This window comes from Pseudomonas sp. UBA6699, assembly GCF_002454615.1.
Taxonomy (GTDB): Bacteria; Pseudomonadota; Gammaproteobacteria; order Pseudomonadales; family Pseudomonadaceae; genus Aquipseudomonas; species Aquipseudomonas juntendi.
Genome location: NZ_DKJF01000063.1, coordinates 1 through 15,010, shown reverse-complemented (window position 1 = coordinate 15,010; position 15,010 = coordinate 1). Strand labels below are relative to the sequence as shown.

General features: G+C 65.5%; 8 protein-coding genes. 6 read left to right on the top strand and 2 right to left on the bottom strand.

Annotation, left to right across the window (positions count from 1 at the left end):
* The first annotated feature begins 109 nt into the window (after positions 1–109).
* The 6 genes from pvdM to B3361_RS12690 all read left to right on the top strand — a co-directional run bounded on the left by pvdM (position 110) and on the right by B3361_RS12690 (position 9,404).
* Positions 110–1,456 carry a pyoverdine-tailoring dipeptidase-like protein PvdM gene (gene pvdM / locus B3361_RS12715; RefSeq protein WP_054904864.1) on the top strand — a complete coding sequence of 449 codons (1,347 nt, stop codon included), beginning with the start codon at positions 110–112 and terminating at the stop codon, positions 1,454–1,456.
* A gap of 15 nt (positions 1,457–1,471) precedes the next feature.
* Positions 1,472–2,743, top strand: a complete 1,272-nt coding sequence (locus tag B3361_RS12710) for an aminotransferase class V-fold PLP-dependent enzyme (protein WP_054904863.1) — start codon at positions 1,472–1,474, stop codon at positions 2,741–2,743.
* Positions 2,744–2,757: 14 nt separating this feature from the next.
* Positions 2,758–3,618 carry a formylglycine-generating enzyme family protein gene (locus B3361_RS12705; RefSeq protein WP_054904862.1) on the top strand — a complete coding sequence of 287 codons (861 nt, stop codon included), beginning with the start codon at positions 2,758–2,760 and terminating at the stop codon, positions 3,616–3,618.
* 116 nt (positions 3,619–3,734) lie between these two features.
* A complete protein-coding gene (locus B3361_RS12700) occupies positions 3,735–5,069 on the top strand; it encodes a lysine N(6)-hydroxylase/L-ornithine N(5)-oxygenase family protein (protein WP_054904861.1) in 1,335 nt (444 codons plus the stop codon).
* A 16-nt stretch (positions 5,070–5,085) separates the two neighbouring features.
* Positions 5,086–6,735, top strand: coding sequence for a cyclic peptide export ABC transporter (locus B3361_RS12695; RefSeq protein ID WP_054904860.1), 1,650 nt, complete (start codon positions 5,086–5,088; stop codon positions 6,733–6,735).
* 242 nt (positions 6,736–6,977) lie between these two features.
* The gene (locus B3361_RS12690) at positions 6,978–9,404 is read left to right on the top strand and encodes a TonB-dependent siderophore receptor (RefSeq protein WP_054904859.1); all 2,427 of its coding nucleotides are present in this window, start codon (positions 6,978–6,980) and stop codon (positions 9,402–9,404) included.
* Positions 9,405–9,491: 87 nt separating this feature from the next.
* Here the strand turns inward: B3361_RS12690 and B3361_RS12685 are convergent, their stop codons facing one another.
* Positions 9,492–10,445, bottom strand: a complete 954-nt coding sequence (locus tag B3361_RS12685) for an alpha/beta hydrolase (RefSeq protein WP_054904858.1) — start codon at positions 10,443–10,445, stop codon at positions 9,492–9,494.
* Positions 10,446–10,500: 55 nt separating this feature from the next.
* A partial coding sequence (locus tag B3361_RS12680) for a non-ribosomal peptide synthetase (protein WP_286777904.1) occupies positions 10,501–15,010 on the bottom strand: 4,510 nt, incomplete at its 5' end.

Here is a 15,010-nt window from a genome sequence, read left to right as displayed (position 1 = left end):
GGCGATAAATTTGCCCGGCGGTCGCTCGTTCACCTGATACCCAAGCCCTGCCCAAGCAGCACGTTGTGCGTCGGCAGGCCGCCCCGATCAACCGTGCAACGAGATGGCAATGACCAAGACCCGTTCCCGCAAGGCCCTTTACATTGGCCTACCCCTGGCCCTGGTGGCCGCCCTGGGGGGTGTCGCCGGCTATTTCTTCTGGCAACAGCAGCACGCCGGCTATCCCCTGAAAATCGTGCAACAGGCCAACGACCTGCACGAGCACATGCTGTCGTTCGACAGCCATGTCACCGTGCCCCTCGAACTGGGCAGCGCCGGCCAGGAAATCGACAAGGACGGCCCGGGCCAGTTCGACCTGGTCAAGGCCAACCGGGGCCGCCTGTCCGGTGCGGCGCTGACCATCTTCGGCTGGCCGGAAATCTGGAACGGCCCAAACGCCCCGCACCGCCCTACCCCCGGTTTCGTCGATGCCGCCCGGCAGGAACAGGAAGCCCGCTACAAGATCATCAGCGGGATGGTCCGTGACTTCCCCAACCAGGTCGGCATCGCCTACACGCCCGACGACTTCCGCCGGCTCAATGGCGAAGGCAAGTTCGCCATCTTCATCAGCATGCTCAACGCCTACCCACTGGGCCACGACCTGTCGCAGCTGGACTTGTGGGCTGCGCGCGGCGTGCGCATGTTCGGCTTCAGCTACACGGGCAACAACGACTGGGCCGACTCCTCGCGCCCACTGCCGTTCTTCAACGACACCGCCGACGCCCTCGGTGGCCTGTCGCCGCTGGGTGAGCAGGCGGTCAAGCGCCTCAACGATCTGGGCGTGATCATCGACGTATCGCAGATGTCCACCCTGGCACTTGAAGATGTCGCCCGCCTTAGCCGCGCGCCCATGGTGGCCTCGCACTCCGCGCCCCGGGCGCTGGTAGACATCCCGCGCAACCTCTCCGACAAGGAGATGCAGTTGATCAAGGACAGCGGCGGTGTCATCCAGGTGGTCGGCTTCGGCCAATACCTCAAGCCCCTGAGCAAGCCGGTGATTGAAAAACTCGACGCCCTGCGCGCGCGCTTCGACCTGCAACCCCTGCAGGGCCTGGCCAACGCGCTGATGCCGGGCGATGCGGTGATCGCCATCTGGCCCGAAGCGCGTTTCGGCGAATACGCCAGCGCGCTGTACAGCACGCTGGAAGAAGAGCCCAAGGCTACCCTCGCGCAGTACGTCGACGCCATCGACTATACGGTGAAGAAAGTCGGCATCGACCATGTCGGCATCAGCTCTGACTTCAACGATGGCGGCGGCCTGGACGGCTGGAATGACGTCAGCGAAATCCGCAACGTCACCGCCGAACTGCTGACCCGAGGCTACAGCGAAACGGACATCGCGAAGCTCTGGGCAGGCAACTTCCTGCGCGTCTGGGAACAGGTGCAGAAAGCTGCCCGCCCCGTCGCCAATCGCTGAACAAGGCCGACACACATGAGTAACCGCCGCACTTTCCTCAAACAGGCCGGGCTGCTGGCTGCAAGCCTGCCACTGTTACCCCAGGCCCTGGCCCAGCCCGCCAAGCCGTTGGCCGGCCCCGACAAGTGGCGCAACCTGCGCGAGCTGTTTCCACTCGACCCGCAGATTGCGCATTTCGCCAACTTCCTGGTCACCGCCCATCCGCGCCCGGTACAGGAAGCCATCGACCGCCACCGCGCCGACCTGGATCGCAACCCAGCTGCGCTGATGGATTGGGAAAGCCAGTACGAATGGCAGCGCGAAGATGAAGTACGCGAGTGGGCCGCGCGCTACCTGGAGGTCGGCCCGCGCCAGATCGCCCTGACCGGCAGCACCACCGAAGGCCTGGCGATGATCTATGGCGGCCTCAAAGTCGGCGCCGGGCAGGAGGTGCTGATTACCGAGCACGAACACTATTGCGCGCAGAAGGCGCTGGAGTTCCGCAACCAGCGCCAGGGCACCGCGGTGCGCCAGATCCGCCTGTTCGACGACCCATGGACGGTCTCCACCGACCAGGTACTGAGCACCCTCGACAAGGCCATCAAGCCCAACACCCGGGTGCTGGGCATGACCTGGGTGCACTCTGGCAGCGGCGTCAAGCTGCCGGTGGGCGAGATCGGTGAACTGGTGCGCCGGCACAACCGCGAGCGCAGCGAAGCCGAGCGCATCCTGTACGTGGTCGACGGTGTGCATGGCTTCGGCGTGGAGAACGCCCGCTTCGCCGACTTCAACTGCGACTACTTCATCGCCGGTACGCACAAGTGGATGTTCGGCCCGCGCGGCACCGGGATCATCTGCGCTGCCTCCACCGGCATGCAGCACCTGGTGCCCAGCGTCGCCACCTTCTCCCGCGATGAGGACTTCGCCACCATCATGACCCCGGGCGGCTACCACGCCTTCGAGCACCGCTGGGCCACAAGCGAGGCCTTCAAGCTGCACCTGCAACTGGGCAAGGCCGAGGTGCAGCAGCGCATACACCAGCTCAACAGCCTGCTCAAACAGCGCCTGCTCGAGCACCGCCAGATCCAGCTGGTGACCCCGCGCAGCGAACAGTTCTCCGCCGGTTTCACCTTCTTGCGCATCAAGGACCGTGACGCCGACGCCGTGGCCGCGCACCTCACCACCAACAAGGTGATGTGCGACGCCGTAGACCGCGACGTCGGCCCGGTGATCCGCCTGGCCCCAAGCCTGCTCAACGACGAGCAGCAGATAGACCGGGTCATGTCCCTCATTACCCAGCAACTTTGAACAAGGCATCTTCCATGAGCGCACCCCTGCAACGCCTCACCCTGGCCGCCGTGCTGGCCGCCTGCAGCCTGCCGGCCCTGGCCGCGCAGCCGTCGGACAAGCCCGGCACAGTGTTCCGCGACTGCGACAAGGCCTGCCCGGAAATGGTCGTGCTGCCCGCCGGTACCTTTACCATGGGCACCCCGCCCGACGAGATGGGCCGCCAGGACGACGAAGGTCCGCAGCACCCGGTCACCTTCGCCAAGCCGTTCGCCATCAGCCGCTTCCAGATCACTGCCGCTGAATGGGCCGCCTACCAGAAGGCCACCGGCATCGTCATCGCCGACGGCGACGATCGCCCCGGGCGGCGCTGCACCAATAGCAAGCCCAGCTACCAGCAAGGCCCTCGCCAGCCGGCGGTGTGCATGAGCTACCAAGACATCGAGCACTATGTGGCCTGGCTGTCGAAGAAAACCGGCAAGCACTACGCCATGGTCAGCGAAGCGCAGCGCGAATACGCCGCACGCGGCGGCAGTACCGGCATGTTCCCGTTCGAGCCGGACGCCAATCTCGAGATCAGCAAGAACGCCAACGTCTACGGCCCCAAGGACGGCTTCAGCTACAGCTCACCGGTGGGCAGTTTCCCGGCCAATGCCTTCGGTGTGTACGACATGCACGGCAACGTCTACGAGTGGGTCGCCGACTGTTACCACGACAGCTATGTCGGCGCGCCGGCCGACGGCAGCGCCTGGAAGGAAGCCGGCTGCCGGCAGATCTCGATCCGCGGCAACGACTGGGGCGAGGCACCGATCTTCTCGCGCTCGGGCAACCGCAACACCACCGTGCGCGACGACCGTGGCGACTGGATCGGATTCCGCGTGGCCCGCGAGCTGTAAAGCGCCAGGCGGCGGTAAATTCTCCGCCAGCAGGCTCGTTCCTATCGGTGTACTTGCGCAGGACACGGGGCGCCCTTCAGCGGCGCCCCCACTCGACCATCCAAGGAACCGCAACCATGAGCCAGACCTCTTCCCCCGAAAAAATCCACGACCTGATCGGCGTCGGCTTCGGCCCTTCCAACCTGGCCCTGGCCATCGCCCTGGAAGAGCTCGCCGAGACCAACGGCCATGCTCTCGACGCCCTGTTCATCGACAAGCAGACCGACTACCGCTGGCACGGCAACACCCTGGCCACCCAGAGTGAGTTGCAGATCTCCTTCCTCAAGGACCTGGTTTCGCTGCGCAACCCTACCAGCCCCTACAGCTTCGTGAACTACCTGCACCAGAAGCAGCGCCTGGCCGATTTCATCAACCTGGGCACCTTTTACCCCTGCCGCCTGGAGTACAACGACTACCTGCGCTGGGCCGCCGAGCACTTTGCCACCCAGGCGGTGTACGGCGAGGAAGTGCTGCGCATCGAACCTGAGCTGCGCGAGGGCAAGGTCGACCACCTGCGCATCGTCTCCCGCGACCCGCAGGGCCGTGAAACCCAACGCCGTGCCCGCTCGGTGGTGGTCGGCAGCGGCGGCACGCCGAAGATCCCCGACGCCTTCCGCGCCTTCAGGAACGACCCGCGGGTATTCCACCACTCCCAGTACCTGAGCGCACTGCAGCAGCTGCCTTGCAACGAAGGCAAGCCGATGCGCATCGCCGTGGTCGGCTCCGGGCAGAGCGCCGCCGAGGCCTTCATCGATCTCAATGACAGCTATCCATCGGTCAAGGTCGACATGATCCTGCGCGCCTCGGCTCTCAAGCCGGCCGACGACAGCCCGTTCGTCAACGAGATCTTCGCCCCCGAGTACACCGACCTGGTGTTCAACCAGCCCCACGCCGAGCGCGAGAAGCTGGTCAGCGAATACCACAACACCAACTACTCGGTAGTCGACGTTGACCTGCTCGAGCGCATCTACGGCATCCTTTACCGCCAGAAGGTCGCGCACCTGCACCGCCACGCCGTGCTGTGCCGCCGCACCATCGAAGATGTGGTGGAAACCGCCGCAGGCATCGAGCTGACCTTGCGCGACCTGGCCACCGATGTGCGCCAGACCCACCGCTACGACGCGGTGATCCTCGCCACCGGCTACGAACGCCGCTCGCACCGCGAATTGCTGGCCCCCCTGCAGCAGCACCTGAAGGACTTCGAGGTAGACCGCGACTACCGCGCGCTGGCCCACTCCGAGTTCGGCGCCAACGTCTACCTGCAAGGGTTCTGCGAAGCCTCCCACGGCCTCAGCGACACGCTGCTGTCGGTATTGCCGGCACGTGCGGCGGAGATCGGCCAGTCGCTCTACCAGCATCTGGGCAAGCAGGCCAGCAACGCGCCAGCCAGCCTGCGCCAGACCTGCGCCTGAGGACGGGAACCAGCCGATGAGCACTTCCAACCGCGGGGCCCTGCGTGAATTGCTGGCCCTGCTCAAGCCATTCTGGCCGATCGTCACCCTGTCCATCTTCCTCGGCATGATCGGGGGCCTGAGCGTGACCACGCTGTTGGCCACCATCAACGGCGCGCTGCACGCCGAGGGCGACCTGGGGCACAGCCTGATCCTGGGCTTTGCCGGGTTGTGCCTGCTGGCACTGGTGAGCACGATCCTGTCGGATATCGGTACCAACTACGTTGGCCAGCACATCATCGCCCGCCTGCGCAAGACCCTGGGGGAGAAGGTGCTCGCCGCGCCGATCGAGCAGATCGAGCGCTTTCGCAGCCACCGTCTGATTCCGGTACTGACCCATGATGTCGACACCATCAGCGACTTCGCCTTCGCCTTCGCGCCGCTGGCGATTTCGCTGACGGTGACCTTGGGCTGCCTGGGCTACCTGGCCATGCTGTCGTGGCCGATGTTCCTGCTGATGCTGGCGGCCATCGCCGTGGGCACGAGCGCCCAGTACCTCGCGCAATCGGTAGGCGTGCGTGGCTTCATGGCCGCCCGCGACGCCGAGGACGACCTGCAACGCCAGTACAACGCCGTGGCCGGCGGCGCCAAGGAACTGCGCATCCACCGCCCACGTCGCCACCGCATGTTCGTGCATGGCATCCAGGCCACCGCGGATTTCATCTGCAAGACCCAGATCCGCGCAATCAACACCTTCGTGATCGCCAAGACCTTCGGCTCCATGCTGTTCTTCGTGGTCATTGGCATCGCACTGCTGATGCACGGTGCCGGCCTAGGGCAGGACAAAGCGGTCATCAGTGGCTTCGTCCTGGTGCTGCTGTACATGAAAGGCCCGCTGGAGCACCTGATCGGTACGCTGCCCATCGTCGGCCGCGCCGGCATCGCCTTCCAGCGCATCGCCGAGCTTTCCCGGCAGTTCTCCTCACCCGAGCCGCACCTGCTGCTGACCGACGCACCGGCTGCCAAGGCCAAGGTGCGCAGCCTGGAACTGGTCGAGGTGAGCTACGCCTTCCCTGCGGTGGGCGATGCCGCGCCCTTCCGGCTGGGGCCGGTCAACCTGCGGATCGAACAGGGCGAAATCGTCTTCATTGTCGGCGAGAACGGCTGTGGCAAGACCACGCTGATCAAGCTGTTGCTGGGACTCTACGCACCACAACAGGGGCATATCGCGCTGGATGACAAGATCATCGATGCCAGCGACAGGGACCCGTATCGCCAGCTGTTCACCACGATCTTCGCCGACTACTACCTGTTCGACGATGTGATCCAGGGTGAACAGAGCATTCCCGAAGATGCCAACCAGTATCTGGAACGCCTGGAAATCTCACACAAGGTGAGCATCCAGGACGGCAAGTTCACCACCACCGACCTGTCCACCGGGCAACGCAAGCGCCTGGCGCTGATCAATGCCTGGCTGGAGCATCGCCCGGTGCTGGTGTTCGACGAGTGGGCGGCCGACCAGGACCCGACTTTCCGCCGGATCTTCTACACCGAGCTGCTGCCCGACCTCAAGCGCCTGGGCAAGACCATCATCGTGATCTCCCACGATGATCGCTACTTCGATATCGCCGACCAGCTGGTACGCATGGAGGCCGGTCGCGTGGTCACCCAGCACGTCGCGGCCTGACCCTTGCGACGCGCGTGGCGCACGGCCTGGCCAGTCCGGAGCACGGCGCCGCGATCCGCCCGCAAGGAAGGGGGAGCAGCCGACGCCATGGCATTCCCCCTGCGGGGTTTTCATCAGATAAATCGCCAAGCACAGATTGCTGATTCTTTTTTCCGGTTTCCAATCCGTGATGCGTCTAATTATCAGTTACTGAACATTCCAAAAGAAAAACTGCCCACGTCCCTCAGGAGTTCCTTTCACCCATGCACCGCCCGAACCTGTCCCCGACCCTTCTGGCACGCGCCGTACGTCCACCGCAGTCGAACCGTATGGTACTGCCGGGTGCCCTGCTGGCCCTGATGCTGCTGGGGAGCAGCGCAGCCCACGCCGAGCAGGTCTCCGTCAACATCGCCGCCCAGCCGCTGTCCAGCGCCCTGCAGCAACTGGGTCAGCAGACGCAGATGCAGATCCTCTACAGCCCGGAATTGGTGCAAGGTCTGAAGTCCAGCCCGGTATCCGGCTCGCTGTCGACCGACGAGGTGCTGCAGCGCATGCTCCAGGGCAGCGGCCTGTCCTACCGCGTGGACGGCCACACCATCCTGCTGGTACCGCCACCCAGTGCCGGCGAGGCCGCACTGGAGCTGAGCCCAACCTCGATTTCGGGCATGGCGCCAGGTTCGGTCACCGAAGGCTCCGGCCTGTACACCACCTACATGTCCAGTAGCTCGACGCGCCTGAACCTGACCCAGAAGGAAACGCCGCAATCGGTCACCGTGGTCACCCGCCAGCGCCTGGACGACCAGAAGCTGACCAACCTGACCGAAGTGCTCGAGGCCACCCCGGGCATCACCGTGCTGCGCACCGGCATCGGCGCCGAGAACGACACCTACTGGTCGCGCGGCTTCCAGATCAACAACTTCGAGATCGACGGTGTTCCCACCTCCCCGCGCCTGGACAATACCACCCAGAGCACGGCGATGTACGACCGTGTCGAAATCGTGCGTGGCGCCACCGGCCTGATCAGCGGCACCGGCACCCCGTCGGCGACCATCAACATGATCCGCAAGCGCCCGACCGCGACCTTCCAGGGCAGCGTGACCGCCGAAGCTGGCAGCTGGGACCGTTACGGCACCGGATTCGACGTTTCCGGCCCACTGACCGACAGCGGCAACGTCCGCGGGCGTCTGGTGGTCGACTACAAGACCCAGAACTCCTTCGTCGACCGCCTCGAGCAGGATACGCAGCTGATCTACGGTATCTCCGAGTTCGACCTCAGCGATGCAACCATGCTGACCTTCGGTTTCAGTTACCTCAATACCCAGGTCGACGACCCGCTGCGCACCGGCTTCCAGGTCCGCTACGCCGACGGCAGCAAGACCGACTTCAGCCGCTCGAAGAACAGTTCGCCAACCTGGTCGTACAACGACCGCAAACAGACCAATGTCTTCACCTCCCTCGAGCATCAGTTCGACAACGGCTGGAGCGGCAAGGTCGAGCTCAGCCACAGCGTCATGGACTTCGACGAGCTGATCAACTACATGAACGGCGAGATCAGTCCGGTGGACGGCTCGGGCGCCTACATGTACCCCAACCGCTGGTCGGGCAAGCCTCGCCAGAACAACCTCGACGCCTACCTGACCGGCCCGTTCACCCTGTTCGGTCGCGAGCATGAACTGATCACCGGGGTCACCCTGTCCCGCTACACCGAAAACACCCCGGATCACGGTGGCTGGTTCGGTCCCTGGACCGGCTATGACGGCACCATCGACAATATCTGGGACTGGAAAGGCCAGGGCCCGCGCCCGGACACCACCACCATCGGCAAAACCTACATCCAGGAAAACCAGTACGCCGCCTACATGACCGGTCGCTTCCACGTGACCGACGACCTGGCCGTGATTCTCGGCGGTCGCGTCACCGACTGGCGACGCACCAGCGACTACCAGAACTGGAGTGATCCGACGCTCGACAACAAGAGTGACGAGAACCGCCACGGCGTGTTCCTGCCCTATGCCGGCGTGGTCTACGACCTCAACGACACCTGGTCGGTCTACGGCAGCTACACCAAGATCTTCAACCCGCAGCCCTATGGCGTGCACGATGAGAATTACAAGGCCCTCGACCCACAGGAAGGCACCGGTTACGAGCTGGGCGTGAAAGGCAGCTTCAACGAGGAAAAACTCAACGCCAGCCTGGCGCTGTTCCGCATCGACCAGGACAACCTGGCCGTCTATGTGCGTGCGCCGGACATCTACCGCGCCGAGCAGGGCACCACCACCAAGGGCGTGGAGCTGGAGCTCAACGGCGAGCTGGCCGAGGGCTGGCAGGCGTTCGCCGGCTACGCCTACAGCGTCAGCACCGACTCCGACGACAACCGCATCGTCACCAACACCCCCCGTCACAGCGCCAAGACCTTCACTACCTATCGCCTGCCCGGCATTCTGGACAACAAGCTGACCATCGGCGGTGGCGTGAACTGGCAGAGCAAGACCGGCCAGGACCTGCACACCTTCACCCAGGGCAGCTATGCCGTGACCAACCTCATGGCGCGCTACGACATCACCCGGAACCTGAGCGCAACGCTCAACCTCAACAACGTCTTCGACCGCAAATACTTCTCCTACGTCGACAGCTGGGGCGTGTACGGCGCGCCCCGCAACTTCATGACCAGCGTGCAGTACAAGTTCTGACCGCAACCACGACCGAGGGCGCAAGGCCCTGGGTCGTATGCAACGCAAAAGGGCCGCATCGCGGCCCTCCCTATCCAGTGCAAACCATCAGTTCAAGGCGTCACGCAGTACCTGCGCCAACCTCTCATACACCGTGTCGATCTCGGCCGTGACCAAGCGCATGCGCAGAAAGTCGTGCACCAACCCCTCGAACACCTCGCAGCTGACCGCTACCCCCTGCTCGCGCAGGTGACGTGCATAGGCCTGGCCTTCATCCAGCAATGGATCGAAACCTGCCAGGCCGATGTAGGCCGGCGCCACGCCCTGCAAGCCGGTGGCCAGCAGCGGCGAGAAACGCCAGTTCGAGCGGTCCTCGGCCTGGCGCGCATAATGGTCGTAGAACCACTCCAGGGTGGCGCTCTCCAGCAGGTAGCCTTCGGCGAACAGCGTACGCGACTCCCAGCGCTTCGAGGCATCGGCCACTGGATAGCAAAGCAATTGCAGCCGCGGCTGTACAGGCCCACCCAGGTGTGCGGCGTCGATCGCCAGCACGCTGGCCAGGGTCGCGCCGACACTGTCGCCGCCCAGGGCGACCCGGCTGGCATCCAGCCCCCACTCGCGCCCGTTGTGTGCCAGCCACGCCAAGGCATCGGCGCAGTCGTTGAGCGCCACCGGAAAGCGTTGCTCGGGCGCGCGTCGGTAATCGACGGTCAGCACCGCGCAGGGGGTGCGCGCGCAGAACTCGCGACAGACGCCATCGTGCGAGGCGATGCTGCCCACCACGAATCCACCACCGTGCAGGTACAGCAGCACCGGCAGTGGTTGCTCGGCAGGCGCGCAGGGCCGGTAAAGACGCAGCGCCAGGGTGGCGCCATCACGAGCCTGGCAATGCAGGTCCTCGCTATGGACCTGCGGCGCTTCCCAACGCATGCGCACGGAGGCTTGCTCGAAGGCGTCGCGCGCCTGGGCGGGGGTCGAGCGGTGGAAGGCCATGGACTGGCCATCGCCAGGGCTGGCGTCGACCAGGTCGAGGAATTCGGCAATTTCAGGGTTCAGTGGCATGACTCGGTTCCTGGGCCGGACGCACCCGCATCCGGCCTGTCAGAAGAAGGAAAATTCAGTTGGCCTGGACCTGCAGGCAGTGCTCGATCAGCAGCGTCAACTCGGCCTGGAACTGGTCCATGAAGGCCGTGATGGTGCCCTGGCGGAAGCGTCGGTTGCTGTAGATGCAGCGGAACGACAGCTTGCCGTCGAACACCTGGCCCACCACTTCGAGCCAGTTGGCCAGGCTCGCCTGCTGCGAGAAACTGTCGCCCACGCTCTCCGGCGCGGGCAGGAACAGCGCCTGCTCGGCATCGAAGCTCTGGTCGAGCTGCCCCAGGTAGTTGAAGGTGACCTGCGCCTGCGGCAGCTCGGCCAGGCGCGCGCGCACCCACGGTTCGTCCATGTGGCGCAGCACCCCGTAGCCGATGCCCTTGTCGGGTACCTGGGCCAACTGCTCGCGAACCGCCACGATCGACGCCCCGGGGTCGGCCACCGGGCTCAGGCGTACCGGATACATGCTGGTGAACCAGCCCAGGGTACGGCTCAGGTCCAGTTGCTCGAAAAGATCCTCGCGGCCATGGCCTTCCAGCAGCACCAGCGCCGACGCACTGTCGTCCCATTGGCACAGGGCCCGGCTCAGCGCAGTCAGCAGCAGGTCGTTGATCTGCGTCTGGTAGGCTGCAGGCGCCTCCTTGAGCAACTGTGCGGTCCGTTGCGCATCCAGGCTGAACGCGGCCTCTTCGCGGTGGCACATGAGGTTGCCGCCACGTGGGTTGTCACAGCGCAGCGGCCCGTCCTGGCGGTCGAGCTGCGCCACCCAGTAGTCGAGCTCACGTTCGCGCAGGGTCACCGCATGGCCGGCCAGGCCAGCGGCCCATTCACCGAAGCTGCTGGTGCGCTGCGGCAAACGCGGCTCCCGGTCGGCGAGCAAGGCCTGGTAGGCCTCCTGCAAGTCCTGCAGCAGCACACGCCAGGACACACCGTCGATCACCAGGTGGTGGATCACCAGCAGCAGGCGTACCTGGCCATTACCCAGGGTCGCCAGCAAGCCGCGCATCAGTGGCCCCTGGGCCAGGTCCAGGCTGCGTTGCAGTTCATTGGCCAGGTCCTCCAGCGCTTCTTCGTCGGCCACCTCGCGCACCCACAGCAGCGGGTCATCACCAAGGCGCTGCAGGCACTCCTGCAACGGCTGGTAACGCTGGATCCAGCGCCCCTGCTCGTGGCTGAAACGCAGGCGCAAGGCATCGTGCTGGCCGAGCATGCAGGTCAGCGTGCGCTCCAGCGCCTGCGCATCCAGTGGCTGGTTGGCACGCAGGATCAAGGCCTGGTTGAAGTGTTCCGGCGCATGGGTTTGCGCGGTGAAGAACCACTCCTGGATCGGGATCAGCGGGAAGTCGCCCTCCACCACCACGGCCTGCTGCTCGCCGCTGACCCGCGACACGCCCTGCTGGTCGAACAGGTTGGCGATGGTCTGGCAACGCATCAGGTCGCGCAGCTTGAGCTCCAGTTTCAGTTGCGCATGGTTGCGCACCCGCGAAATCACCTGCAGGCTGAGAATCGAATCGCCGCCCAGCTCGAAGAAGTTATCGGTGATCCCCACCTGCTCCACCTGCAGCACCTCGGCCCAGATCTGCGCCATCCATTGTTCCTCCTCGCAGCGCGGGGGCACATGGCTGGCCAGGTCGAAGGTGGGCTCCGGCAGGGCCTTGCGGTCGAGCTTGCCATTGGGCGAGACCGGCAGGCGCTCCAGGCAGATCACCTGCAACGGCACCATGTAGGCCGGCAGCGTTTCGGCCAGGGCGGCCTTGAGCTGATCGCCGCGAACCTCGGCGGTGGCCGCCACGTAGCCGATCAACTGCTTGCCGGAAACACCGTCGCGAGCGATCACCACGGCATCGCCGACACCCGGTTGCTGGCGCAGGCTGGCTTCGATCTCGCCCAGCTCGATGCGGAAGCCCCGCACCTTCACCTGGTGATCCAGACGCCCGACGTAGTCCAGTATTCCGCTTTGACGCAGGCGCACCAGGTCACCGGAACGGTAGAAACGTGCCCCGGGCTCACCGAACGGGTCGGGCACGAACCGCTCGGCAGTGATCGATGGCCGCTGGTGATAGCCGCGAGCCACGCCATGGCCACCGATGAACAGCTGCCCGGCAAAACCGACCGGCAATGGGTTGAGGTCATCGTCCAGCACCCGTAGCGAGCGCTGCCCCACGACTCGGCCGATGGGTGCGTAGGCCGCGCCGCAGGGCTCTTCGGCCGAGGCCTTCCAGAGCATCGGCGTGACTACCGTTTCAGTCGGCCCATAGCCATTGGTGATGTAGCGTGGCCGCAGCACCTCGCGCACCTCGGCCAAGGTCTGCTCCGGCACGGCGTCGCCGCCCAGGCAGTAGATACGCACCGGGGGCGGCTCGACACCGCTGCGCTGCACATATTCGGCCACCTGCTTCAGGTAGGCGGGCGGGAAGCAGGCGATGTCGACCCGGCCCCGGCTCAGCGCCTCGCAAGTCTGCTGGGGCGTCCACAGTTCGTTGTCGCGCAAGATCAGCGTACCGCCCACCGCCAGCGTGGTTAGCCAGCGCTCGTGGGCACCGTCGAAGGCGAACGACATGAAGTGCAGCTCTCGGGTGCCGGCCTGCATCTCGTAGAGCTCGGCGATGGCCTGGCAATGCATGCTCAAAGGTCCGTGGCTGACCGCCACGCCCTTGGGCACACCGGTCGAGCCAGAGGTGTAGATCAAGTAGGCCAGGCTGTGCTCGCCCGGCACCGGGAACACGCTGGCCGGCGTACCGGCTTCGCACGCCAGGGTCGCCGGGTCGAGCGGTTCCAGGCCCACGGGCAGGGGCAAGCGCTGCCCCAGGTCGGCACGACCGATCAGCTGGCGCATGCCGGAGTCCTGGATCATGAAGGCCAGGCGTTCGGCCGGGTAGTTCAGGTCCAGCGGCACATAAGCCGCGCCGCTCTTGAACACCGCCAACAGGGCCACCAGCATGTCCACCGAGCGTTCCAGGGCTACGCCCACCAGTACCTCCGGGCCGGCACCACGGGCGAGCAGTTGCCGCGCCAGCACGTCGGAACGGGCCTCCAGCGCCGCGTAGCTGAGGCTCTGGCCGGCACACTCGGCGGCGATGGCCTCGGGCCGCGCAGCCGCCTGGCGAGCGATCAGCTGGGCCAGCATCACCGGCTCGCCGGTCTGCGCCGGCACCGCGCCCCAGGCGTCGAGCGCCTGAGACTGCGCCGGGCTGAGCCGTTGCAGGTTGCCGATGCATTCGGCAGGGCTGTCGATCATCGACTGCAGCAGGGTCTCCATCAGTGCGCGAATGCCCTGTACGGCCTCGGCCGTGAAGTGGCTACGCAGGAACAGGTACTCGATGGCCAGGGTCTCGCCGAGGGTTACCGCCAGGTCCATGGGAAAGTTGGTGACGTCGTGGCTGCTCGAGGCGCCGAAGCGCAGGCCGCCCTGGGCCTGCTCCAGGCGTTGGTCGATGGGGTAGTTCTCGAACACGATGATACTGTCGAACAGGGCCTGGCCACCCTGCCCCGACCAACGCTGGATGTCAGCCAGCGGCGCATGGGCGTGCTCGCGCAGGTCCAGGTTGTCGGCCTGCAACTGCTGCAGCCACTGATCCAGGCGTTGTGTCGGCTCGAGGGTCTGGATCACCGGCAAGGTGTTGATGAACAGGCCAAGCATGTGCTGCGCGTTGGCCAGGCTCTCGGGGCGACCGGCCACCGTAGCGCCGAAGGCCACGCTGCGCTGGCCGGTGTAACGCTGCAGCAGCAACAGCCAGGCGCCCTGGATCAGGGTGTTGGCGGTAATGCCCTGGGCCCGGCAGTGCTGCTGCAAGGCGGCGGTGCGCTGGGCGTCCCAACGGGTGTACAGCGCCTCGTGCCCCGGCAGGTCGGCAGTGTGCCGCGGGTGAATCGACTGGCTCAGTTGGGTCGGCGCATCGAGCAGGCGCAGACGGCCCTGCCAGTAGTCCTGCAGGCGCCCCTGATCCTGCGCCTGCAACCAGGCGATGAAGTCACGGTAGCGGCCGCTGTCGCCGGTCACTTCACCGCTGGCGTAGTGCTGCAGCACCTCGCCGAACAACTGCGAGCTGCTCCAGCCGTCCATGAGGATATGGTGGCTGGTCCACACCAACTGGTGCTCGGCGTCGCCCGTGCGCACCAGCAACAGGCGCTGCAGCGGCACCTGGCCGAGGTCGAAGCCACGCTGCGCGCGGGCGACCGCCTCAAGGTCGGCGGCGGTAAAGGTTCGTGCCCGCCAGTCGAGCACGGTCATCGCCACGTCGACGTGACGGTGCACCACCTGCAACGGCGCGCTCTGGCCGCCTTCCCAGTGGAAGGACGTACGCAGGATCTCGTGACGGCCGATCACATGCTGCCAGGCGGCGCGGAAGCGCTCTTGCTCGAGCCCCGCGACCGGCAGGCTGAGCTGGTTGACGTACAGGTCGTCGCCTGCGTCGGACAGGCTGTGGAACAGCATGCCCTGCTGCATCGGCGACAGTGGGTAGATGTCTTCGATTTCGGCCACCGCCACCGGCAGTGCGTCGAGTTGCGCCTGGCTCAGGCCCGCCAGCGGG